General features: G+C 48.9%; 23 protein-coding genes. 12 read left to right on the top strand and 11 right to left on the bottom strand.

Annotation, left to right across the window (positions count from 1 at the left end):
* Window positions 1-45 precede the first annotated feature (45 nt).
* Both B5D63_RS34825 and B5D63_RS28960 read left to right on the top strand, forming a co-directional pair.
* Window positions 46-600: a helix-turn-helix domain-containing protein gene (locus B5D63_RS34825; RefSeq protein WP_143313048.1), complete on the top strand. Its 555-nt coding sequence runs from the start codon at window positions 46-48 to the stop codon at window positions 598-600.
* Complete coding sequence (locus B5D63_RS28960; protein ID WP_143313049.1) at window positions 516-1418, top strand: IS3 family transposase; 903 nt, start codon at window positions 516-518, stop codon at window positions 1416-1418. Before B5D63_RS34825 ends, B5D63_RS28960 begins: the two co-directional genes overlap by 85 nt.
* 41 nt (window positions 1419-1459) lie before the next feature.
* Here B5D63_RS28960 and B5D63_RS28955 read toward each other — a convergent pair whose 3' ends face one another.
* A complete protein-coding gene (locus B5D63_RS28955) occupies window positions 1460-2206 on the bottom strand; it encodes an alpha/beta hydrolase (protein ID WP_078672348.1) in 747 nt (248 codons plus the stop codon).
* A gap of 57 nt (window positions 2207-2263) precedes the next feature.
* Between B5D63_RS28955 and B5D63_RS28950 the strand changes: the two genes are divergently transcribed.
* From B5D63_RS28950 to B5D63_RS28930, 5 genes are all read left to right on the top strand, one after another.
* Window positions 2264-2971: an esterase family protein gene (locus tag B5D63_RS28950; RefSeq protein WP_078672347.1), complete on the top strand. Its 708-nt coding sequence runs from the start codon at window positions 2264-2266 to the stop codon at window positions 2969-2971.
* Between the two features lie 4 nt (window positions 2972-2975).
* Window positions 2976-4070 (top strand): ATP-grasp domain-containing protein, encoded by a 1095-nt coding sequence (locus B5D63_RS28945; RefSeq protein WP_078672346.1) that lies wholly within the window; start codon window positions 2976-2978, stop codon window positions 4068-4070.
* A gap of 82 nt (window positions 4071-4152) precedes the next feature.
* Entirely contained in the window at window positions 4153-5253 is a 1101-nt protein-coding gene (locus B5D63_RS28940) for a carboxylate-amine ligase (protein WP_078672345.1), read from the top strand.
* Window positions 5254-5297: 44 nt separating this feature from the next.
* Window positions 5298-6194: a type 1 glutamine amidotransferase gene (locus B5D63_RS28935; protein WP_078672344.1), complete on the top strand. Its 897-nt coding sequence runs from the start codon at window positions 5298-5300 to the stop codon at window positions 6192-6194.
* A gap of 17 nt (window positions 6195-6211) precedes the next feature.
* Window positions 6212-7411 carry a hypothetical protein gene (locus B5D63_RS28930; protein ID WP_078672343.1) on the top strand — a complete coding sequence of 400 codons (1200 nt, stop codon included), beginning with the start codon at window positions 6212-6214 and terminating at the stop codon, window positions 7409-7411.
* An 8-nt stretch (window positions 7412-7419) separates the two neighbouring features.
* Here B5D63_RS28930 and B5D63_RS28925 read toward each other — a convergent pair whose 3' ends face one another.
* The 3 genes from B5D63_RS28925 to B5D63_RS28915 form a co-directional block, all read right to left on the bottom strand.
* Window positions 7420-8127 carry a hypothetical protein gene (locus tag B5D63_RS28925; RefSeq protein WP_078672342.1) on the bottom strand — a complete coding sequence of 236 codons (708 nt, stop codon included), beginning with the start codon at window positions 8125-8127 and terminating at the stop codon, window positions 7420-7422.
* A gap of 218 nt (window positions 8128-8345) precedes the next feature.
* Complete coding sequence (locus B5D63_RS28920) at window positions 8346-8528, bottom strand: hypothetical protein (RefSeq protein ID WP_078672341.1); 183 nt, start codon at window positions 8526-8528, stop codon at window positions 8346-8348.
* Between the two features lie 45 nt (window positions 8529-8573).
* Window positions 8574-9734 (bottom strand): tail fiber protein, encoded by a 1161-nt coding sequence (locus B5D63_RS28915; RefSeq protein WP_078672340.1) that lies wholly within the window; start codon window positions 9732-9734, stop codon window positions 8574-8576.
* Between the two features lie 217 nt (window positions 9735-9951).
* Between B5D63_RS28915 and B5D63_RS28910 the strand changes: the two genes are divergently transcribed.
* Both B5D63_RS28910 and B5D63_RS28905 read left to right on the top strand, forming a co-directional pair.
* Entirely contained in the window at window positions 9952-11067 is a 1116-nt protein-coding gene (locus tag B5D63_RS28910; protein ID WP_078672339.1) for a hypothetical protein, read from the top strand.
* 139 nt (window positions 11068-11206) lie between these two features.
* Window positions 11207-11593, top strand: coding sequence for a RidA family protein (locus tag B5D63_RS28905; RefSeq protein WP_078672338.1), 387 nt, complete (start codon window positions 11207-11209; stop codon window positions 11591-11593).
* A gap of 137 nt (window positions 11594-11730) precedes the next feature.
* Here the strand turns inward: B5D63_RS28905 and B5D63_RS28900 are convergent, their stop codons facing one another.
* From B5D63_RS28900 to B5D63_RS28885, 4 genes are all read right to left on the bottom strand, one after another.
* Complete coding sequence (locus B5D63_RS28900; RefSeq protein ID WP_078672337.1) at window positions 11731-12027, bottom strand: rhodanese-like domain-containing protein; 297 nt, start codon at window positions 12025-12027, stop codon at window positions 11731-11733.
* 47 nt (window positions 12028-12074) lie between these two features.
* Complete coding sequence (locus tag B5D63_RS28895; RefSeq protein WP_078672336.1) at window positions 12075-12881, bottom strand: PASTA domain-containing protein; 807 nt, start codon at window positions 12879-12881, stop codon at window positions 12075-12077.
* Window positions 12882-12985: 104 nt separating this feature from the next.
* Entirely contained in the window at window positions 12986-13975 is a 990-nt protein-coding gene (locus tag B5D63_RS28890) for a D-alanine--D-alanine ligase (RefSeq protein ID WP_078672335.1), read from the bottom strand.
* Window positions 13976-14146: 171 nt separating this feature from the next.
* Window positions 14147-14494 (bottom strand): 4Fe-4S dicluster domain-containing protein, encoded by a 348-nt coding sequence (locus tag B5D63_RS28885; protein WP_078672334.1) that lies wholly within the window; start codon window positions 14492-14494, stop codon window positions 14147-14149.
* A gap of 90 nt (window positions 14495-14584) precedes the next feature.
* On the opposite strand from B5D63_RS28885, the gene B5D63_RS28880 reads away from it, so the two are divergent.
* Window positions 14585-15583: an acyl-CoA reductase gene (locus B5D63_RS28880; protein ID WP_078672333.1), complete on the top strand. Its 999-nt coding sequence runs from the start codon at window positions 14585-14587 to the stop codon at window positions 15581-15583.
* 419 nt (window positions 15584-16002) lie between these two features.
* The gene (locus tag B5D63_RS28875) at window positions 16003-17580 is read left to right on the top strand and encodes a trypsin-like peptidase domain-containing protein (RefSeq protein ID WP_078672332.1); all 1578 of its coding nucleotides are present in this window, start codon (window positions 16003-16005) and stop codon (window positions 17578-17580) included.
* A 334-nt stretch (window positions 17581-17914) separates the two neighbouring features.
* Here the strand turns inward: B5D63_RS28875 and B5D63_RS28870 are convergent, their stop codons facing one another.
* The 3 genes from B5D63_RS28870 to proS form a co-directional block, all read right to left on the bottom strand.
* Entirely contained in the window at window positions 17915-18676 is a 762-nt protein-coding gene (locus tag B5D63_RS28870; protein ID WP_078672331.1) for a LytR/AlgR family response regulator transcription factor, read from the bottom strand.
* A complete protein-coding gene (locus B5D63_RS28865) occupies window positions 18673-21597 on the bottom strand; it encodes a sensor histidine kinase (protein WP_078672330.1) in 2925 nt (974 codons plus the stop codon). The genes B5D63_RS28870 and B5D63_RS28865 overlap by 4 nt, the downstream gene beginning before the upstream one ends.
* A 174-nt stretch (window positions 21598-21771) precedes the next feature.
* Window positions 21772-23247: a proline--tRNA ligase gene (gene proS / locus B5D63_RS28860; protein WP_078672329.1), complete on the bottom strand. Its 1476-nt coding sequence runs from the start codon at window positions 23245-23247 to the stop codon at window positions 21772-21774.
* Window positions 23248-23530: 283 nt separating this feature from the next.
* On the opposite strand from proS, the gene B5D63_RS28855 reads away from it, so the two are divergent.
* The gene (locus B5D63_RS28855; protein ID WP_078672328.1) at window positions 23531-24562 is read left to right on the top strand and encodes a hypothetical protein; all 1032 of its coding nucleotides are present in this window, start codon (window positions 23531-23533) and stop codon (window positions 24560-24562) included.
* Window positions 24563-24649: the final 87 nt, after the last annotated feature.

The following is a 24649-nucleotide window of genomic DNA, read 5'->3' as shown; positions in this document are numbered from 1 at the left end:
ATGAAGTGCCCCCTAAAAGTTAGACACTTTTAGGGGACATTTTTTATGAATAAAAGAATCAAATACAGTTATCAACAAAAAATAGGTGCAGTACAGTCAGTGATCTCTGGTAAGGACTCTCTGGCTTCTGCGGCACGTAAAATTGGAGGAAACGACAAGAGTATTCAGCGCTGGGTAAATCTTTACAATCAGTTTGGGAAGAAGGGGTTGTTGCTTCGCTCTGGCAGCTATGAGGGCGAGTTTAAAGTTCGGGTTATAAAATATATGCTAAAAAAGCACCTATCTTTATTGCAGACATCAGCACTCTTTGGTATTGCTAACGATAGTGTAGTAGGTCGTTGGTTAAAGATATATGAAAGCCAGGGAGTAGGAGGTTTACTGATGGAAAACAGAGGTAGAAAAAAGTCAGCAATGCCTAATAAGAAAAAAAAGACCACTAGAATAGTGTCTAACCCCGAAGCGGAAAAGCTTGCTGCCTTGCAGGCAGAGAACGAGTATTTGCGCACAGAGCTTGCATTTTTAAAAAAGTTAGACGCCTTAATTCAGCAGGAAAAAGCTGCCAAAGCACAAGGCAGGCAGCAAAAGCCATCCAGGAATTAAGGCGGTCCTACGATCAGGAAATATTGCTGAAAGTAGCGGGGATGGCACGGAGTACTTTTTACTATTACTTGAAAAAATCGGTACAACCTGATAAGGATAATCACGTTAAAACTTCAATAATAGCTATTTATCGTCAGCATAAGGGTAGATATGGTTATCGCCGAATAACGGATGCTCTAAAGAGCAGTGGGATGCATATCAACCATAAACGTGTTGCCAGACTAATGAAAGAGTGCGGTCTAAAAAGCCTTGTTAGAAGGAAGAAGTACAAATCTTATAAAGGGCAGCAAGGAAAAATTGCCCGGAATCTGCTGAATAGAGATTTTAACGCCCGGAAGCCTAATCAAAAGTGGGTGACCGATGTAACGGAGTTCAATGTGTCAGGTAAAAAGTTGTATTTATCGCCAATTATGGACCTTTACAATGGAGAGATAATCAGCTACACCTTATCGAAACGGGCAACGTTCCATCAGACTATGGATATGCTTGAAATGGCGCTAAAAAAGTTGCCTGAAAAATCCAGACCGATCCTCCATTCTGATCAAGGATGGCAATATCAAATGAAAGGGTATCAACAAAGGCTGCGAAAAAGAAGAATAAGGCAAAGCATGTCAAGAAGAGGCAATTGCCTGGATAATGCAGCTATGGAAAGCTTCTTCGCCATTCTGAAATCTGAAATGTTCCATCTGAAAAAATTTACATCAATCGAAACGCTTAAAAAGAATATTGTCAATTATATTCACTATTACAATAATGACAGAATCAAACAAAAACTTAACGGCTTGAGCCCAGTACAATACCGAACTCAAGCCGCTTAATCAAAAAAGCTGTCTAAACTTTTGGGTTCACTTCATGATGGTCAGCTTTTTTTATGGATCAACCCCAAAAACACCTCCATCGCCCTCCCCCACGTTTCCCGGTCATGCCGTCCACCGGGTACCTCCAGGTAGGTAATATCCTCCGGCTCCCGATACCCTTTCTTTACCAGTTCCGCTATCAGATCACGCGTATCGTCGATACTGTCGATGATACCGTTGCCGTTACGGTCCGCGGTTTCATCAGCGGCGCCGCATTCAAAAAAGAACCGAAGCCCTGGCCGGTAGTCACTTTCGCGGATACGGCGGTGCATAATCCGATCGCGGTCATCACGATAAGCTTCATCCAGCGGGCGGCTCCGCCACCAGAGCGCACCGGAGAACACACCGGCCACGCAGAAATGCTGCGGGTGCTGCCACACTATATCCAATGCCGACAATCCTCCCAGCGAAAACCCTGCGAACGCACGTTTGACGCCGGCCAACGAAGGGTACTCCCGCTCCAGGAAGGGCAGTAATTCTTTTATCACAAACTGACTGTACACCGCTGCCAGTGCGCCATCTCCCTTATAATCGGCGATGCCGGCCACACCATACTCCTGGCGGCGGCGCGGCCCGGCGTGAACGGCAGCCACCCATACGCCCGACGGTATCGCCGCAGTCGGCACCGGCAGGTCCTGCCCGTCATTCACCAGCAACAAAACATGTGGGCCCCCTTCCGGTTGATATACGTCCAGCAAGACTTCCCGCTGCAATCTTCCTGCAGGGACCGTCCGTCGATCTATTTGCATTCCAACAATTTACCAATAAACCAATAATCTTCTTTAAATTTAACTAAACACTTTCCCATGACTGAAAACTACTATAAATGGCATTCACCCAACCTGGGAAAGGAATTTGAGATGCTGGTATTCGGTGACAGCGGGTACCCGCTGCTACTCTTTCCCACCTCCATGGGCCGCTATTATGAAAGTAAAGACCGCGGCCTCATTGAGGCCATCAGGTGGTTTATCGACGAAGGACGCGTGAAAGTATACTGCCCCGACAGCATCGACGCCGCCAGCTGGTATAACAAGAGCATTACGCCCCAATACCGGGCGTATAATCATACCTGTTATGACAAAATGCTGATAGAGGAAGTAATGCCCCGCATAGAAGCAGAAACAGGCCGGCAGCGCATTGTAGCCGCCGGATGCAGCTTCGGCGGATATCATGCAGCCAATTTCGCTTTCCGCTATCCCGGCCGGGTGTCTTATCTCTTCAGCCTCAGCGGTATCTTTGATATCAAATCCCGGGTAGACGACTACTACGACGATCACGTATATTTCAACAACCCGGCCGACTTCATGCCGGGCAACGACGACCCGGACCTGTGGCGCATGGGCATTGTTCTCGGCGCCGCCGAAACAGACGTTACCCGCCCGCAGAACGAACAGTTTTCGCAGCTGCTGGCGGCCAAAAATATTACCCACTGGCTGGACATCAGGCCCCACGCCCACCATGACTGGCCAGTATGGCGCGAAATGCTGCCACACTATCTGTCACTCATCAAGTAAGCGTATGAAAAAAATCGGCATTCTATTCGGACAGGAGAACTCTTTCCCCCAGGCATTTGTTGACCGCGTTAACCGCATCAATCCCCCCGGCATCTTCGCGGAGCTTGTCACCATCGACAAAGTGCTGCAGGGCGCCGACAGCGGCTACGCCGTTATCATAGACCGGATTTCACAGGATGTGCCTTTTTACCGCGCCTTCCTGAAAAATGCCGCCATCGCCGGCTGTGCGGTCATCAACAACCCATTCTGGTGGAGCGCTGACGATAAGTTCTTTAACAACGCGCTGGCGCAAAAGATAGGCGTAAACGTGCCCCGCACGGTACTCCTGCCCTCTTATGCCCTGCCGGACAATACTACCGACAAATCATTCCGCAACCTCGTGTACCCGTTTGACTGGAACACTATCTTCGATTACATCGGGTTTCCTGCATACATGAAGCCCTTTGCCGGCGGCGGCTGGAAACATGTTTATCACGTAGAAGACAAAGATGATTTTTTCCGTCAGCACGCAGAAACCGGTCAACTGGTGATGATGCTGCAGGAAGAGATAGACTTTACACAATATTACCGCTGCTTCTGCATCGGTGGCAACCAGGTGCGGATCATGGCCTACAATCCTAAAAATGCCCCCCATCAGCGCTACCAGTCCGACTTTAAAGGCAGCGACACACTGATGCAGCAAATCACAGAACAGGTGATAGCCCTCAATCAATACCTTGGCTATGACTTTAATACCGTGGAGATAGCCGTCAGAGGGGAAGTCCCCTATGCCATCGACTTCTGCAATCCCGCGCCGGACGCCGACATCAACGCCATCGGGGAAGAACATTTTGAATGGGTAGTGGAAACCAGCGCCCGCTATGCCATCGAAAGAGCCGTTGCACAAAAACCGGGAAAAGACAACCTTACCTGGGGCCGTTTTGTGAGACAACAAACCGGCAAAAAAGCAGCTGCCGCTAAAACGGTGAAAACCGCCAAAGTGGTCAAAACGGCGAAAACGGTGAAAGCCCCACCGGTGAAAGAGAAAGCTGCCCCTGCTAAAAAAACGGGCAAAACACCCGCATCCCCCCAAAAAACCAAACCGAAAGAAAAACAATAAACAAACAGCGATCATCTCCCGATAAATTATCGAGATACATTTTCATAATGCCTAATTCGTAATTTCGGGAAAAATTTTAATCATGTTCAGAGCGTTTACGCTGGGTATAGAAGAAGAATACATGGTGATGGACCCTACCACCAGGGAGCTCCGGTCCCATGAGCAAAGGATTGTGGAACAGGCCCATAAAGTGATCCGCGACCAGGTAAAAGCTGAATTTCATCAGGCGGTGGTAGAAGTGGGCACGCAGATATGCGCCAACATACAAGAGGCACGTGAAGATGTGGCACTGCTGCGCCGTACCATCACCCAGATAGCCGGAGACCTCGGTTTCAGCATCGGCGCCTCCGGCACGCACCCCTTCAGTAAGTGGGAAAAACAAATGATCACCGACCATCCCCGCTATTTTGAGATCGTCAACGAAATGCAGGACGCCGCCAGGTCCAACCTGATCTTTGGGCTGCATGTGCACGTAGGTATGGAAAACAGGGAGATGGCCCTGCATATCGCAAACTCCGTCCGTTATTTTCTGCCGCATATTTTTGCTCTTAGCACCAATTCCCCTTTCTGGGAAGGGCGTAATACCGGCTTCAAATCCTTTCGTACCAAAGTTTTCGATAAGTTCCCCCGGACCGGCATCCCCGATTATTTCGCCAGTATCGAAGAATATGACAACTATATCAAACTGCTGGTTAAAACCAACTGCATCGACAACGCCAAAAAGGTATGGTGGGACCTGCGGGTACACCCGTTCTTCAACACTGTGGAATTCCGCATCTGTGACGTACCCCTGACGATAGACGACACTATCACGCTGGCGGCGCTCTTCCAGGCCGTTTGCGCCAAAATATACAAGCTGCGTATGCAGAACCTGAACTTCATCATCTACAATCGGGCGCTCGTCAACGAAAACAAGTGGCGCGCCTCCCGCTACGGCATCGATGGTAATCTCATCGATTTCGGAAAAGAGATGGAAATCAACACACGGGCACTCATATACGAACTGCTCGATTTTATCGACGACGTAGTGGACGATCTGGGCAGCCGCGATGTGATCAAAGCCACCACAGACATCCTGTCCAACGGTACCGGGGCGGACAGGCAGCTGAAAGTATATGAAGAAACCCAGGACCTTGTAGCCGTCACTGACTACATTCACGGCCAGTTTCTGAAGAACTGCTGAGCCGGAATGACGGATTACCCGGCCGTAATTCGTAATTTTGCAGTATGCATCCAATTAAAAACAACTGGAAAGTAGCAGTGCTGGATATGTATGAGGGCGTGGCCAATGAAGGTATGCGCTGTATCCGGGAAATACTGGTGCAATATGCAGCGATGCACGCACTGGACCTGCAATTCGATGAGTTTGAAGTCAGACTGCAACAACAGGTGCCCGACACCTCCTATGACATTTATATCTCAACCGGCGGCCCCGGCAGCCCGGTAGACAGCGAAGGCAGCGTATGGGAACAGAAATATTTTTCCCTGATAGAAGACCTGCTCGCCTGGAACCGTACACAGGAACAGAAAAAACCTGCTTTTTTTATCTGCCACTCCTACCAGATCATGTGCCGCTATTATGGTATCGGCAACGTCTGTAAACGCAGGTCGCCGGCCTTCGGAGTTTTCCCGGTGCATAAAACCGCCGCCGGCCTCTCCGAAAAAGTGTTTACCGCCCTGCCCGATCCGTTTTATATCGTAGACAGCCGCAACTGGCAGGTCATAGAACTGAACCACGAACGTCTCTACGCCATGGGCGGCCAGGTACTGGCCCTGGAAAAAGAACGGCCACATGTACCGCTGGAGCGCGCTACCATGGCCATTCGTTTTAACGACCACTTTATCGGCACCCAGTTCCACCCGGAAGCAGATGCCGATGGTATGTATATGTACCTGCGACAGGAAGAAAAGAAAAAACAGGTGGTGGACCATCACGGCATCGAAAAATACAACAGCATGCTGGAACAACTCACCGATCCGGATAAAATTATGCTGACACACGACCGGCTGATCACCGCTTTCCTCGACTATGCCGTTTACGGGCAACTGAGCGACCGGCTGGCTGCCATTGAGCACCTGGAAGGCGTTCCTTCCCATAACGACGATGAAAACACCTTTTTCTAATCCGTTTATTCAATATTATGATACCCAACGTCAGAAAGGCATATAATCAACAATTCACCGACGACCGCTATCAGGCCTTCCTGGAAGGCATTGCGCAGGATGCCGGCATAGCGCCCGATTTCCGGGTAGCCGAAACACCGGTATTTGTACCCGCCGATCTGACCAGCAAACTCATACAGGCCTGTGAAGAAATTGTGAATGTGATCCTGCGGCCAGACTTTAAATCAATCACTGAAGACGCCATTCCCGCCGATCTGAAAGTGCCGCATGAAAATGATCATCCGCACTTTATCGTGATCGATTTCGCCGTATGCCAGAACGAAACCGGCGACGCCTACTCCCCCCGGCTCATCGAACTGCAGGGCTTCCCCACCATGTACGCCTTCCAGGACGTGATGGCACGGCAATTCAAAAACCACTTCGCTATTCCGGAACAACTGAGCAACTTTTTCAACGGCATCGACGAAAAAACCTATTATCAACTACTCCGGGAAATGATTGTCGGCAACCTGCCCGCGGAAGAAGTAGTGTTACTGGAAATAAAACCTGAAGAACAGAAAACACGGATCGACTTCGCCAGTACAGAAAAATACATTGGCATCCGCACAGTATGTCTCACCCAACTGATACAGGAAGGGAAAAAACTATTTTATATGCGCGATGGCGTTAAAACGCCCATCCAGCGCATCTTTAACCGCATCATCTTCGATGATCTCCAAAAGCAGTCCGGACACCTCGAACCACATGTGAACCTGTTCCAGGACCTTGATGTGGAATGGATCACGCACCCTAACTGGTTTTACAGGATCAGCAAATACACCATGCCTTTTATTCACAGTGAATTTGTGCCCAAAAGCTGGTTCCTTCATGAACTGCCGGTAGTACCCGCCGACCTGGAAAATTATGTGCTGAAACCCCTGTTTTCCTTTGCCGGACAGGGCGTGGTGATAGATGTTACCCAACAGGACATCGACAACATTAAAGATCCTGAAAACTGGATCCTGCAACGCAAGGTAACATACGCCCCCGCAATACAAACCCCCACCGGTCCGGCGATCTGTGAAATCCGGATGATGTACATCTGGCCCGACAGCTCTCCGCGGCCCATCCTCATACACAACCTGTCCAGGATCAGTAAGGGAAAAATGATTGGTGTAGGCTTCAACAACACCGACACCTGGGTAGGCGGCAGCTGCTGTTTCTTTGAATTTGCCTAGAAAACGGCTCACTGGCGCAGCATGCCTAACAAGTCATCTTTGGAGAATTTTTCCTGGTTAATACTCAGCTCAATGACGTCCAGCTGTTTGAGTTCCGGAAGGACTTTAAGAAGGGCTTCTTTTTTGTCGTTTTTGATCTTCCTGTTGATATAAAATTCCCTTATGTAGATTTTCGCAGGAGCATTAACGGTCGCCAGTTCAGACAGTGCTTTCAAATGGAACATATTCGTCAGCCTTAATTCTTTCAACTGATGCAATGTTGAAAAATCAAATAGCCGCTGTGCGTTCAACTCAAATAAGGAGATCTTTTCAATAGCAGAAAAATCTTCTAAAAAAGCCAGGTCATTGATTTTAGCAACGCCTGAAATCTCCACATTTCTTAAAGATGGCAAAACAGGAAAGGTCAGATGGTCGATTTTTGACGTAAAACTCTCCAGTTTTAATGTTTCCAGCGAAAGCTCCTGTAAAAAATCCAGTGTATTAACAGCCCCTTTGTTGCTGATCATCAGTGTTGTCAAAGATTTACACTGTGATACCGGAGAGAGGTCTTTAACACTGCCCGCAATGAGCAGGCTTTTCAGATTTTTAAGTTTGGGAATGAATTTTAAAGAAACGCTGGCGTAGATATAGAGGTTTAATGTGTCGATTTCATCTGTGTTGTAAGTCTTCAACACATCCATGTCTTTTGCACTGTTTATTTCAATATCTACCATCATTTTCCTGGTTGTTTATATTTACGTTGGCGCTTCGTCCTCCTTTTTTCCGGCTCCCGATAGGTTTCGTTGTTCTTTTTTTCCTGGCGAACATCCACCAGAAGAAAAGTATCACTATCAGTAATACCCAAAGCAACGGGTAAATAGATTTTCCTTCCATGACAATTTGCAGGTTCAGGTACAACTACCTGCGTAAAGCAGGTAGTTGTCTATGCCCTGGATTAAAAGAATTGTTTCCCTGTAATAATACCGTAAATAGAGAGTACAAACAGAATGGCTACGGCCAGCAGGTAAAATGGTTTATACCGGAACTCCATGCCTTTCTTCTTTGCGTATTTGTAATAAAGGAAAGTACCACCCAAATACAGGCTGGTAAAGATCAACACTAAATAATTAACATTCATACTTTTGGGTTTGACGATTGGTTTTTTATTGTTTTTGATTGATGATTAAGGTCTTTGTTCCAGTGCAGTGATTCTCTTTTGCAGGTCGATGATATACAGGGTCAGCTCTTCCACTTTCTGCACCAGCTTCCTGTTCATTTCTCCGAGGTCATGCCCGTCTCTGGCCACTTCAGCAGCAGCCGGCATGTCGGGCAGATGCTGATACTGACGGATATGGTTTTCTACTTCCTGCAAAGACGGCAGTACATAATTTTTACTGAAGACATAGTCAGGCCAGTCCGCTGCCGCCACCGTTACTTTTACTCTCTGGGCGAGGATGGTGCCTTTTACCGCCAGTTTGGCCTTAGGATTGAGCGTGCCAATACCTACGTCGCCATTGGCGCCGACATGAAAAAGGTTAGTCCAGATGGAATTAGCGCCTTTTTCCCAAATTTGCCAGGCTTTGCTCATGGGTCGCACACCATATCCTAACACACCGTTCTGCAGATCTGTACCGCCTTTATAATTGGAAAAAAAATCACACTGGGCCGACGTAGAGTCTTTCGTAATAAAAACTAAATCACCATCTGTCCGGCCTATGCTATTGATGTTCAGAATTCCGTTTCTAACCGGTTTTCCAAGCGACATCCCAGCAGAGTCATAAACAAAACCAGTGACATCAGTGTAGGGCAGCTTCTCGAACTTATTGTTGTCAAAATCACATTTTAGCCCGTAGTAGTCGGTCCTGGCAAGAAAGCCGTTTGGCGGCACAAGTGTCTGGCCATAGGTACCGCCCGTCAGCGGACTTTGGTTCGCCAACAGGTTAGTGGCCTTTACATAAATACCTCCCCACTGATAGTTTGATCTCATCCATAAGGCGTTGTTAAATACAAAAAAAACAGCCGCTTTGGGATTGCCGGATGTACACTGGATTTCCATGCCGTCAAACCTTCTTGAATTCTCCCATTTGTCGATGCGGATGAGATAAGTGCCCTGCCGGTCAAAAAAGTTAGCGTCCCCCTGAACAGAGACTTCTACCAGGGAAGCATATCTGTGCGTACTATCATTTATCTGCGCGATTTTATAGTAAAAGAGATTGTAATTATTTGTCCAGTCCTGTGTTGCGCCGATGAGCTTCCACGGTATTTCTTCCTGGGCCTGAACGATAGCAGGACAAATACCTAAGGCTATAATAAGCCAGCAGCTTAGTAGTCGGAGAATTTTCATAAGTATATGATTTAACGGAATTTTTCATCAGGAGTGGGGTAAGGTTAACATACACATGCATTCTGACTGCGAAATAGCATAAAAAATCAAACTTCAACCATCACACAAAAGTTGTATTTATCCTGCAGTGCTGCGCACAAATACACTGCGTTGCGCCATCCTATCTTTACAATAAATATTTAACTTTATATCAATATGTCAACTCAATAACTATCCTATGTTTAATAATCTTGCCATCGATGTGGCACTGGGGCTGATATTTATCTATCTGCTGTACAGTTTGTTAGCCTCCATTGTGCAGGAGATGGTCGCGCGGCTGTTCAATGCCCGGGCGCGGGTATTGACAAAGGCTTTGCGGCGTTTGCTGGAAGACGATGACCGGAGTGGCGATCTTGGTGTTTTCGGCCGTTTTACTTTTTTCAACTGGTTTTATGAACTGGGCTGGAGTGTGGTCCATTTCTTTGCGCCTTTTCAGAACGGCCCGTTTTTGAAGAAATTCTACCAGTCGCCCTCCATCCGTTACCTGGGAGAAAACAGTGCTTCCGCCAGGCCGGCCTATATCAGTCCGCAGATATTTTCGCAGGCGATGGTCCACCTGTTACGTGGACAGCCGGAAGGGCAGGCATCAGAGACTGCCGCTATCCGGAACAGCCTGGCGCATAACACGCTGCACCTGGCGCCGGACACGCTCACTCACCTGCGGAATCTTTTTGAAGATGCCCATCACCAGGTACCACAGTTCCGTATCAATATGGAGACCTGGTTCAACGAAACCATGACCCGTGCCAGCGGCTGGTATAAGCGGCAAACACAGGTATGGCTGCTGATCCTTGGCCTGGGCATCGCTGCCGTTTTTAATGTGGACACCATCGCCATTGCCCGTATCCTGATGAAGGATAAAAATGTGCGGGAGCAGATGGTACGGCTGGTAGCCAACCGCGAGCCGTCCTATACGGCAATAACAGATACGCTTACACGAAAACATATACTGCACCGCGACAGCAGTTACTTCCGGCAGGACACCGCTGTCTCCATACTGTTAAAGGATACCGCCCTGATAGGGGTGTATGCTGCGCTCCGGCAGGATGCCGGCGACGCGAAAAATGTGCTGGGCGTCAGCCGCGCCTGCGTGACCGATACCGCCGGCGGCAAAAGAGCGACGCATTGTGGATTTACCCACCCCTACCAGCAGAATGGCTGGCTGGTACTGGCCGGATGGAGCATCACGGCCCTGGCCATCTCGCTGGGCGCGCCTTTCTGGTTCGATCTGCTGGGCAGAGTAGTAAAGTTCCGTAACCTGCCGGCACAACAGGGCAATACGAACGGGGTGTAAGGAGAAAGCGCTGCAGGGAGTCGCCAACATTCCACGTTATGGTACCTTTATTATATGCCGCCGGCAAAAAACCGTGTTCCGGTCCTCTTTAAAGCGTATTTTTGAAACGTCTTCTCACCCTTCTTCAAAACATAATTTTATGAAACGCACCCTTTATTCCTCCGGCGCACAATGGGAAAACAAAGTCGGATACTCCCGTGCGGTACGGGTAGGCAATACCATCGAAGTTTCAGGAACAGTAGCGGTAGACAATGATAAAGTAGTAGCGGAGGGCGACGCCTATGAACAGACCCGTTTTGTACTGGCAAAAATAGAATCGGTCCTCATCTCTGCGGGCGCTACCCTGCATGATGTAGTCAGGACCCGTATGTATGTGACAGATATTTCCCGCTGGGAAGAGTATGGCCGGGCGCACGGCGAATTTTTTAAAGCTATCAAACCCGCTACTACCATGGTGGAAGTAAGCAAGTTGATAGATCCGCGGTACCTGGTGGAGATAGAGGCTACTGCAATGGTAATGCTGTGACGATTGCCGGCATCCACTGATGCAGGGAGGTAGCGAAAAATTAAAGACTGCATATCAATAACAAACGCGAAGCTTAACAGGGATTATACCGTTGATAATCCCTGTTAAGCTTCGCGCTTATTAATAATTTACAATTGTTACGCCTGCCAGTTGAGCATACCGCCTGTCAGGTTCTTCACATTGGTGAAGCCCATGGTTTCGAGGAGCATGCAGGCCTGACCGCTGCGGTTACCGCTGCGGCAGTATACGATGACTTCTTCATCTTTCAGGTGTTCTATTTCATCTACCTGCATTGTCTGTACGAGACCCAGCGGAATATGAAAGCCACCGATATTGAATTCAGCGCGCTCGTGTGGTTCGCGAACATCGAGGATGTTCAGTTGCTCACCGGCGTCGATGCGTTGTTTCAGTTCTTCTTTTGTGATATTCTGCATGATGTAAAAGTTTAAGTTCGGTTTAAAAATGGTGGTTTTGATGATGGTTATTCCTGTACGGGCGCCTGTACCGAGTCTTTCACCGGTTTGGTCGCAGAGAGCCACAGATCGATGCTTTCTCCGGCCCTTACCATGTTGAAATCGCCGATTTCGTTTCTGCGGGCGGGCACCTGCTTGATGATAAAGGCGTTGGCGGTGTCTGTTACCCCGGGATCGATGATGATGGTACCTGCGCTCAGGTTGTTTGCATTGAGCATTTCGCGGGCTTCCGTGAAAGTGAGGCCTACAAAATCAGGCACCGGATTTTCGATGCTGCCGGTACCGCTGCTGATGATCAGGGTAATATTGCTGCCTTCTGCAACGGGGGTGCCTGGTTTGACACGCTTGCCGTTGAGCAGCTGCTGCAATACCGTATTGGTGGCGAAGTCCGGCCTGTAAATGGTATCTCCTACATTGAGGCGCATGCTTTTCAGCATCATTTCCGCGCTGCGGAAGGTAAGTCCTTCCAGGTCGGGCATTTTCACCATGGGAGCTACTACTTTGTTCACCGTCAGGTAGATCGTTCTGCCGACTTTTACGCGGGCGCCTTTATCGGGAGTCTGTACCCATACAGACAAAGGGGGGATACTGTCTATGTAGATGGAGTCTCTTACATCGGCTTCGAATCCTTCCTTTTCCAGGAGGGCAATGGCTTCTTTTACACTTTTCCCGCGCACGTCCGGGACTGTCAGCTCTTCATTATGCCGGGTGATGACCCCCAACAGTGAGAAAAACAACAGTGCCAGTCCAAAAAAGAACGCTATCACGACCAACAGGTTAATTCCGAAAGAGCGTTTGGTAATAAAGTCGAACATATTTTAAAATTACGAATTACGAATTACGAATTACGAGTTATGAATGACGAATGACGAATTAAGCGCCCGCTTATATCCGTCATTTGTCATTCGTCATTCGTAATTTATTTCTTCATGCATTCTTCCAGCACTTCGCCATAGAACGCCTGCAGGGTTTTACCGGCGGCCCTTACCTGCTGCGGTACCAGGCTATTTTCTGATTGGCCGGGCATGGTGTTGGCTTCGAGGAAGTACAGTTTGCCGGTAGCTTCTTCATAGATAAAGTCGATCCGTGCGATCCCCTTGCAGTTCAGCTTGTTATACAGGGTAGACGCTGTCTGCTGCACCAGGGCAGTGATGTCGGCTGATACCGGCGCCGGGGTGATCTCATTAGACACACCCGGTGTATATTTAGCTTCGTAGTCGAAGAATTCCTTGCTGCTCACCACTTCTGTGATCGGCAATACGTTGAGGACGCCATTGGCGCGGTAAAGACCGATGGTCAGTTCCCGTCCTTTGATAAACTCTTCGATCAGCACCTGGCTGTCTTCCTTAAAGGCTTTTTCGATGGCGGCCGGCAGTTCTTCAGCGGTTTTCACTTTAGACATACCGATGCTGCTGCCTCCTTCGGCCGGTTTCACAAAAACGGGCAACCGCAGTTCCTGCAGGATAGCGCCCGGATCATGCGGCTGGTCGCGGAAAATGTGGGCGGATTTAGACACGTTTACCACATCGAAAGCGGCCACCACTTTATTGCAATAGCTCTTATTGAAGGTCAGCGCCGATGTCACCATGCCACAGCTGGTGTACGGGATATCCAGCATTTCGAAATAGCCCTGCAAACGGCCGTCTTCGCCGGGAGTACCATGAATACCGATGAACACCGCATCAAATTTTATCTTGTTACCGCCAATGGTCAGGGAGAAATCATTTTTATCGATCTCGTAAACAGCTCCGTCAGCACCGGTATGCCGCCAGCCCTCACGGGTGACGATGATCTTGTACACCTCATATTTACTGCTGTCCAGGTTCTTCTGTATGGTTTCAGCGCTCTGTACGGATATTACATATTCTCCGGAATATCCACCGGCTACCAAGGCGATGTTCTTCTTCATAAGATAAATTACAATAAGCGGGTAAAGTTAAATGTTATTTGTTAATTGTCAACAGCGGGTCAGCCGGCGATTTCATTAATTTCCGGCGGCCGGAGGCTATAGGGCGCCGACGGGCATAAAAAAGCCGTCCGGAGACTACCGGACGGCTTTTAATAAGGTGGCTCGCATATATTAGAGGTGCAGTCTGTCTTTCTTAGCCATCAGCTCATCTACTGTTTCCTGGTACATTTCGTCCGGAACACAGCAATCTACCGGGCAAACAGCCGCACATTGCGGTTCTTCGTGAAAACCCTGGCATTCTGTACACTTGTTCGGCACAATGTAATAAGTATCAACGCTGACAGGCGCATTACGCTGATCGGCGTCCATCTGGCTACCATCCATCAGGGTATAGGCACCTTTTACGGTCGTACCATCGGCCAGCGCCCATTCTACACCACCTTCGTAAATGGCATTATTGGGGCATTCCGGTTCACAAGCGCCGCAATTTATACATTCATCTGTTATCTTAATTGCCATAGAGTAAACTTTTTTAGTAGTAAGCCATTAATTTTGTGGACAAATTTAAAAATTCCCGGTTTAATTAAGTCAAATATTTATAACAGTTTCATGAACATAGCAGAAAAAGAAGCAGCGTTGGTACGCCTGGGCCAGTATCTGGCCGGCAATAGTCCGGAATTGACAGCAGTAAAGGAACGTGCTTATTTAGCCAATGGCTGGTTCACGCCTGCATTTATTGATCAGTCGCTCGACAGCATCTGCCGGTACTACCTGGACCCGGCCGCCCTGCGGACCTGGCTGCAGCAGTACCCCGCCACCGCACAGAAACGCACTCCTAAGAAGGTGGGTATCGTAGTGGCCGGCAATATCCCGCTGGTAGGGTTCCACGACTGGCTCTGCGGATTTATCAGCGGCCATCACATCAAACTGAAACTTTCGTCTAAAGACGAGGTGCTGATGCGTCACGTGCTGGACAAAATGGCCGAATGGTACCCGGAACTGGCCGAACAGACAGAAGTGCTCGAGATCCTGAAAAACTGCGATGCCTATATTGCGACCGGCAGCAACAACTCCGCCCGCTATTTTAACTACTACTTCTCCAAATATCCCCATATTATCCGGCATAACCGCACCTCGGCGGCCATCCTTACCGGCGGGGAAAGCGAAGCCGAACTGGAAGCCCTGGCTGATGACGTGATGCGCTATTTCGGCCTCGGATGCCGGAACGTGACCAAGGTAATGGTACCGGAAGATTATAACTTTGAACCACTGCTCAAGGCCCTCGGCAAATACGACTACCTCGCCGACCACCACAAATACAAAAACAACTACGACTACAACCTGGCGCTGTTCCTGCTCAACAACAGCCCTTATCTGACCAACGGCAGCATCCTGCTCCATGAGGCGGCCTCCCTGTTCTCCCCGCTCAGCGTGCTGCACTATGGCTACTATAAAGATATTCAGCAACTCCGGGAAGACATGACGGCCCTGCCAGACCTGCAGTGCCTTGTAGGACAGCAGTTTACCCCCTTCGGCAAAGCCCAGCAGCCCACCCTGTCGGATTATGCCGATGGCGTGGATACCCTGGCCTTCCTGCTGGAACTGTAGTCACGCAAAGGCGCAAAGCAGCAAAGACGCTAAGATATTAACAAGAAAACAAAGAAAGCAAAGGAGCGGAGATCAAATGTCATCTGCGCTCCTTTGCTTTTTGTTGCTTTTGGATGTTTTCTGTTCTCTTATTTTTCTTATTGATCTTCAAAATCTTTGGGTCTTTGCTGCTTTGCGCCTTTGCGTGACTAACTTTTTGTCTCTCTTTTTTGTTATATTGTCATTGCCCCGTGTTATCCTGTCAGCCTGTTTTTTAGCAGTATTTAACGATTGACATAAAAATCTGTTAAAGTAAATATGTCACTATACGTTTCAACCGCTACCGCTACTAAATTTGTATCAGGGGCATATAAATTGATCTTACTTACGTTATTAAAAAAATACATTATTTAGTATCACAACGCTAAACACACTATAATATGAAATTCAAGCAAATTGTTACGACAGTGTTGATCAGTGCTGTTACTGCCGTTGCTGCCATATTTGTGTATGGCAAATACTTTGAAGGCAGACGTCCGGGCATTTTTCAAAACGGATCCAATGACATCCCCGTAAACTATGCAAGGTATACCATGCCGGGCACCGAGAGCAAAGCCAACGCCGTTCCCCCCTCCGATTTTGTGACTGCCGCCAAAACAGCCGTTCCCGGCGTAGTCCATATCAAAACAAAGATCAATCCCCGGCAGGTGACCAACGGACTTCAGAAAAGACGGAGCATCCTGCAGGACCTCTTCGGCGACGAATTTTTTGGCGATGAATTCAACGGAGGCGGAGATGGCCGCCGCTATTACATTCCCGGCCAGATGGCTTCCGGATCAGGGGTGCTCATTTCCGACGACGGCTACATCGTGACCAACAACCACGTGATCGCCGATGCTGATGAAATCACCGTTTCCCTTGCCAATGAAAACAAGACGTTCAAAGCCAAGCTGGTAGGCACAGACCCCAGTACCGACCTGGCCGTGATCAAGATCCCCGCCAAGAGCCTGCCCTACCTGCTGTATGGCAACTCCGACAACGTGGACATCGGTCAGTGGGTACTGGCTGTCGGTTACCCGCTTAACCTCGACGCAACCGTTACCGCCGGTATCGTCAGCGCCAAATCCCGCTCTATCGGTATCAACAAAAGCGGCGGCAGGATCAACAACTCCATCGAGTCTTTCATTCAGACCGATGCGGCTGTGAACCAGGGCAACAGCGGCGGCGCACTGGTGAATACCGCCGGTGAACTGGTAGGCATTAACTCCGCCATCGCCTCTCCTACAGGCTCTTATGCAGGTTACTCCTACGCCATCCCGGTCAACCTTGTCCGGAAAGTGGTGAACGATATTCTGAAATACGGCAGCGTACAGCGGGCATACCTCGGCGTTAAATACGCCTCTCCCTCTGCCATCGCTTCTATGACAGACGACCAGCTGCGTGAAATCGGTGTAAGACGCGACGTAAACGGCGTTCAGATCACCGAGGTAATGGACAACAGCTCCGCTGCGGCTGCTGGCCTCCGCCAGGGCGACATCATCACCAAAATCAACGGGGTGAACGTAGCCGGATCTTCCCAGATGAGCGAACAGGTGGCCCGTTATAAGCCCGGTGACAAGATCAGCATCACCTACACCCGCGGCGATAAGGAATACACCAGCAGCAACGTTACGCTCCGCAACCTGCAGGGCAATACCGACGTGGTGCGCATCACCAACCTCGACAGGCTGGGCGCCGATCTTTCAGAGCTGAGCAAGGAAGAAGCTACGAGCATCGGTGTAAAAGGCGGCATAAGGGTCAATGATATCAGTACCGGTATCATTAAAAAACAAACCAGCATGATCCCGGGCTTTGTTATCCTGAAAGCCGGTAATACGCCCGTGACTTCCGTCAATACGCTCAGTGCCATCCTGGACAAAGAGAAAAATATCCAGCTGGTAGGTTTCTATCCGCAAAGAGGAGGAAATATCTACTATTACAATATTAATACGGGCGGCGCAGGCGCAGAAAACCTGTAATACTGCGCTGCTAATGCCTTTAGCCCGGTGTTTTGGTACCGGGGATGGATTTTACCCCGTCCCGGTACCAAGGCGCCGGGCTACATTTTTGAGAGCGAAGTGCCAAAAAACAAAGAGACCGACCATTTGGTCAGTCCCTTTTAAAAAAGTACAAGTAAAGTCTGGACAAACTAACAAGTAATAGCTAGATCTATGAAAACCCATAATGAAAATAAGATAAGTATATGAGGTTCGGTTACATGACCTCGTGAACAGCATATTCCATACAGGGAACGCACAAAAAAGCCGGTTAAGCGCAAGGCCACCGGCTTAAAAACTTCAGTATCAGGCAAACTTACAGGTTGATCACACCTTTCAACTGTGTGAAAAACTCGTCCTTTTTGCGGGAAGAAATCGGAATATTTTTCTGGTCGCTCATCACCACCGCAGTACCTAACCCTTTGATAATCTTCACAATATGATGAATATTGATAAGGAAGGATTTGTGCACGCGATAGAACCCTTTGTCGGACAACATCTCTTCGTACTCTTTCAGGGATTTGGAGATCAGATGGGACACGTTGTTGATCAGCTGGATTTTAGTGTAACTGTCGAACGCTTCGCAGTAGATGATATCTTTCAGGTCAATCACGTTGTAGCCGTCATTCACGGGGATGACTATCTTGGAGAACGCGTTGTCGTTGTTTTTTACGTAGTCTTTCAGAATGGAGGCCAGTTCGTTGAGTCTTCCTTTTTTACTTTTCTTGACTTTTTCCAGGGCATCTTCCACCTCGCTTACCTTGATGGGCTTAAGCAGGTAGTCCAATGCCGCGAACTTGATGGCTTGTAAAGCGTATTCCTGAAAGGCAGTGATAAAAATAACCTCAAAGTTCAGCACAGGGAACATCTCCAGCAGCTGGAAACCATTATGCGGAGGCATCTCAATGTCCAGGAACAGTACGTCAATGGGATTGTTTTTAATCATTTCTGCCGCCTCATTGATATTCTGCGCCTCTCCAACTACGGTAACGTCCTTACAATAGTTCTCCAGAATATTGCGCAAAATATGAATGTTGCGGACTTCATCGTCTACAATGGCAGCTTTTATATTACTCATAACATCTTAACAATGGGAATCAGAATTTCAACTAAGGTACCTTCCTTATTGCCGAAACCAGATTTAAATTTATCAATAATTTCTAACTTTCCAACACTTCCATTAAAAGATTTTATAATCTGCAACCTTTCCTTTATCACGCTCAGTGCGGTAGATTCGTGTTTTATCAACCGGGAGCTTTTGATACTATTGGACTTGTCCCAACCGATGCCGTCGTCGTCAACGGAGCAATAGAGCAGATCATCCACCATTTCTATCCGGATCTCCAGGTACCCGGCGCTATTTTTGGGCGCCAGTCCGTGTTTGATGGCATTTTCCACGATTGGTTGAATAATCATGGGCGGGATATATATAGTGTAGTCTTTCAACGTGTCTTCCATGATGAAGTGGTAGGTAAAGGAGTGCGCAAACCGGATTTTTTCCAGCTCCAGGTAGCGGGTCAGGAAGGCGATCTCCTCTTCCAGCGAAATATAGGATTTCCTGGAATTGTTGAGCATCTGGCGCATGAGCGTAGCGAAATCCGCCAGGAAGTTGAGCGCCTGTTTTTCCTCTTTCTCCAGGATCAGGTGCTGCACCGAGTTCAGCGAATTAAAGATGAAATGCGGGTTCATCTGGTTGGTGAGCGCTTTGGCTTCTAGTTCCGCTATACGCCGGTTGTATTCCGTTTTCCTTTTTTCCGCCTGTTTGATCCTTTTCACGATAAAACGCAGTACTACCAGGATAACCAGCAGTCCGGCCAACAGGAGGATGCCGCGGGCCCACCATTGCTGGTACCATTGCGGCAGTATATTGACGTTCAGGTTGAGCGGTTTGGACCAGTCGCTTTTGTATTTGCGGGCCCTGACCATCAGCTTGTAGTTACCGGGCTGCAGGTCGGGGAACGGGATGATGTTGGACATGGTGGTGACCCATCCGTTGGTGGTGTCTCCGGAAAAATTATACTGGTATTCCACCAGTTCGGGCAGATCGAAGACGATGGTACCGAATTCCGCTTCGAAGGAGGCTTTTCTTTTATACAGATGCACGAAGTTGTCGCCCGGCAGGTAGGTGCTGTCGCCATACCGGATGTTGTTGAGATAGATGACGGGCGGTACGGTATCTACCGGCAGGTGGTCTCCTTTAAAGTAGCAGAGGCCGTTGGAGGTAGCGATGTACAGGATACCATCGTCGGCATATACCCCGCGGATATCGTCAGACATGAGGCCGTCGTTGGAGGTGATGTTACGGGTGATATGCTGTTCTTTTACATTAATCACCGAAACGCCCTTGTTGGTGGCCACGTACAGGTTCTGATGACCGTCGTAATACAGTTGCTGGCAGATGTCGCTGGCCAGGTTATTGGCGGATGACAGGTGTTTAACCATCGTATCGCCATGTATGACGTAGATGCCCTGGTCGCTGGTACCGATCCACAGGTAGCCGTCGATCCATTTCAGGTCTTTGATACTGAGCGTACGTAAAGAGTCGTTGGCAGAAGGTTTCAGTTTCCGGGTACCGTCCGTGCAGGTGTAGAGGCCGTTGTTGGTGCCGACGAAATAGAGGGAATCGTTGACGCTTGCAATGGAGGTGACGATCATGTCGAGGTCTGCGATTTCGTAGTCATCCAGTGCGATCACCTGGTTTTTGGCTGCTATCCTGATTTTCCCTGCGGGGGATATATCCACGTCTTTCAGCATTTTCACTGCTTTGAGGAGTGAATACTTCTGTGTGGCGGTATTAAAGGAGAGCAGTCCGTTGTCTGTTCCGATCAGGGCTTCATTTTCCTTGTAGGGCAGAATGGCGAGCAGGCTGTTGCGGCCGCTGGTAGTATCGAGGGTGAACTGCCGGATGACGCTGTTAGCGCTCATGGTATTGAGGATGCCCGCATTTTGTCCGATCAGGAGCAGATCATTTTTTTTGTCTTTGCTGATACTGAAGATGGAGTGGGAATACAGGCCGTTGGTATTATCGAGGTAGCTGAAGTAGAAGTTCTTATAGGGGATGTAGTATACGCCGTCGCCGAAGGTGGTGATCCAGATGTTACCGTCGCGGTCTTTCAGCAGGGAGGTAATGTTGTGATTATCCAGCAGTTTGGTGATCTTTTTATCGCCTTTAAAAAACCCTTTGATGTAATACAATGCGCGCTGGGTACCGATCCAGAGGTTGTCGTTATCGATACACAGGTTACTGATTTCATCTTTGATGCCCCAGTCGGACCCGTTAAAAAAGCAGCTGATTTTTTGCGGCGTGTAGGCGTACAGGGTATTGCGGACCATGAGGATAGGTCCGTTTCTTACCGTGTCAGCATTTTCGCTGGCAAACGGGTACGGGCATACGGAGGATATTTCCTGTTGGGGATTGGTGGGATCGTGGAGGGTATTTACATGAAAAGCTTTTTGCAGCGGGCGGTATACGCGGCCGTTGCGTAACAGGTACAGGAAATTGGTTTCTATGTCCCGTTTGTCGTATTCTGTTTTTTTACCGTTATAGGTAACGATGCGGTTATTGGAGTTAAAGAAATAGACAAAGCCGGCGTCTGCCTCGAACGCATATTGCATATAGTGGCTGCGGCTGTTGAATTTCAGGGAGGAGTCGTTGTCTTCGTTGTGAATATAGGTATGGTCGTAAAAAGAGAGTTTACCGTTGAGGGTGAAGAACCATAGTCTTCCCTTAGCGTCAGCGGCGAGCTTGACAACATCGTTGTCGGTGAGGCCGTCTTTTTTGGCGTAGTTACGAAAGCGTTTACCGTCGAATTTACTGACACCGGTGGGTGTAGCAAACCAGATGAATCCGTCTTTATCCTGTACGGCGGCATATACAGTAGCGTTAGCCAACCCATCTTTTACATTGTAGTTGCGGATCATCAGGCCCTGGGCCCATGCGTTGTAACCTGTGCAAAAGATGACCAGCCACCATAACAGTATGAAACGGGTAATGGACATCAATGATGAATTACGAATGACGAATGACGAATGACGAATTACGAATGAGGGCTGTTAACGCCGGAGGGTCCTTTAGCGGCCGGTCATTGGTAATTCCTTTAACTACAAATTACGAATTACGGACTACAAACGGGTTCACCTTCGTAATTCGTAATCCGTAATTCGCAATTGATTTTAGTATGCTCTTGCAAACAATACCCGTTCTTTGGACGGTTTACCGGTGAGGACGCAGGTACCTGCTTCCTGTGGGTTGTCCAGTGGTATACAACGGATGGTTGCTTTTGTCAGTTCTTTGATTTTCTCTTCTGTTTCGGCGGTACCGTCCCAGTGGGCGGACACGAAGCCTGCTTTTTCGTCCAGTACTTTCTGGAATTCGTCAAAGTTATCTACGCGGGTGATATGTTCATCCCGGTAGGTTTGGGCTTTGGTGAAGAGGTTCAGCTGAATTTCTTCCAGCAGTTCGCCGATGCGGCCTGCCAGTCCGTCGAGGGAGAGGCTCATTTTCTCTTTCGTATCGCGGCGGGCAACTTCGGCCACGTTGTTTTCGAGGTCTCTTGCGCCGATGGCTATACGAACGGGAACGCCTTTCATTTCATATTCAGCGAATTTCCATCCCGGGCGGTTGTTGTCGGAGTCGTCGTATTTCACGCGGATGCCGGCTTTTTTCAGTTCCGCCACGATGCCGTTTACTTTTTCATCGAGGGCTGTTTTCTGATCGGCTCCTTTATAGATAGGGACGATCACCACTTGCAGGGGAGCGATGCGGGGGGGCAGTACGAGGCCCTGGTCATCGCTGTGTACCATGATGAGGCCTCCGATCAGGCGGGTAGATACGCCCCAGGAGGTGGCCCATACGTAGTCCAGTTTATTTTCCTTGTTGGAGAACTGTACGTCGAATGCTTTGGCGAAGTTCTGGCCGAGGAAGTGGGAAGTACCGGCCTGCAGGGCTTTACCGTCCTGCATGAGAGCTTCCACGCAGTAGGTGTCTACTGCGCCGGCAAATCTTTCGCTGGCGGTTTTAACGCCGCGGATCACGGGCATTGCCATGTATTGTTCTGCGAAGTCAGCGTATATGTGCAGCATCTGTTCTGTTTCCGCGATGGCTTCTTCCGCCGTGGCGTGGGCGGTGTGGCCTTCCTGCCAGAGGAATTCGGCGGTGCGGAGGAAAAGGCGGGTGCGCATTTCCCAGCGTACCACGTTGGCCCACTGGTTGATCAGCAGGGGCAGGTCGCGGTAAGATTGGATCCAGTCCTTATAGGTGTTCCAGATGATGGTTTCCGAAGTGGGTCGAACGATCAGCTCTTCTTCCAGTTTGGCTTCCGGGTCTACCACTACCCCGCCGCCGTTGGGGTCGTTTTTCAGGCGGTAGTGGGTTACAACGGCGCATTCTTTGGCGAAGCCTTCCACGTGGGCGGCTTCTTTGCTGAGGAAGCTTTTGGGGATAAACAGCGGAAAATAAGCGTTCTGGTGACCGGTTTCCTTGAATTTGCTGTCCAGGACGTCGCGCATGGCTTCCCAGAGCGCATAGCCATATGGTTTGATCACCATACAGCCTCTAACGGCAGAGTAATCTGCCAGACCGCCTTTCACCACCAGGTCATTGTACCATTTCGAATAATCTTCCGAACGGGCTGTGATCTCTTTACTCATAAATAAAAATACTAATTTATATACCTTTGTCTTTTAGTTAAAAATTACTGAATTTGTCTAGCAAAAATTATCTTTCCGTCAGCGGGAAAACGGCCTCAAACTGGCTTAGTTTTTGTCACAAATATTTAAAAAGAAAATGTTACAAACCTACATGAAAATCATAAAGGTGCAAATAGTCCGGCCAAAATAAAATAACCCGTTCTGTTATTGTAACTTTGTTCCCTTAAAATCCGTTATAAAAGTGTAAATTTACTATATAAATCACGCTAAAAATATATTTCAAATGAAACCTATACTATACATTGCACTGGCAGCTGGTACGTTCGCTCTGGGCGCCTGCTCCAGTACATATAAGACGGCCCAGACACCGGACGATGTATATTATTCTCCGCGCCAGCAGCAGCGCACCTATGCTTCCAACAACGGTTCTGACGGTAATGCGGTACAGGATGAGAATGGCAGGTATACGGACGCGCCCGATGAAGGTGGCACTTATGTGACCTACGATGATGATCAGGGTGATTATCAGCGCCGGATCAACCGTTTCGGCAGTAATGCCAATACTTACAACGGCGGTTACTGGGATGGTTACAATGCAGCCAGCAACATGTATATGGGTGGCTGGGGCGCAGGTTACGGCTATGGTCCGTACAGCAGCTTCGGTTACAGCAGCCTCTGGGGCCCGTCTATGAGCCTGGGCTTCGGCTGGGGTGGCGGATTTTATCGTCCCTGGAGCTATGGTTTAGGTTTTGGCTGGGGTGGTTATCCTTATTATGGTTCCTACTGGCCTTATTATGGCGGTTACTATGGCCACTACTATCCGTACTACGCAGGTGGTTACTATGGTGGCGGTTATTATGGCGGCGGCCACTACGGCGGTGGTTATTTCACCCGTCGTCCGGCCAACTCCTACGGACCGGTTAGAAACGGCAACGAACGTGTTCGCACCGCCAATTATACCAACAACAGCGGTGGCAACACCGGTGGCGGTGGTTACTATCGTCCTGCAAGAGGCGCGGTAGCACCGGCCAATGGTGGTGGCAACGGTAACTATGTACCGTCCAACACAAACCGTCCGCGTCGTGTGTTCCAGCAGTCCAGCTCAGAAAGACCCGTTATTTCCCGTCCTTCCTATAACAACGGCGGTAACTACAATAATAACAACGGCGGCTATTCCCGTCCTTCCAGGGTAGAATACTCCCGTCCTTCCACGCCTGCACCCAGCTACTCCCCTCCCAGTGGCGGTGGCGTACGTAGCGGCGGAAGCAGCGGCGGTGGCGGAGGCTACAGCCGTCCGGCGAGAGGCGGACGTTAATAACAAACGAATTCAGGATAAGCGTAGCAAAAAAACTACGCTTATCTTTTTATAGGACATAAGTTTTCCTGTTTGTGAACGTTATAT

The sequence above is a fragment of the Chitinophaga eiseniae genome (genome assembly GCF_900167135.1).
In the GTDB taxonomy this organism is placed as follows: domain Bacteria; phylum Bacteroidota; class Bacteroidia; order Chitinophagales; family Chitinophagaceae; genus Chitinophaga; species Chitinophaga eiseniae.
This window is presented reverse-complemented; position numbering and strand designations above follow the sequence as displayed.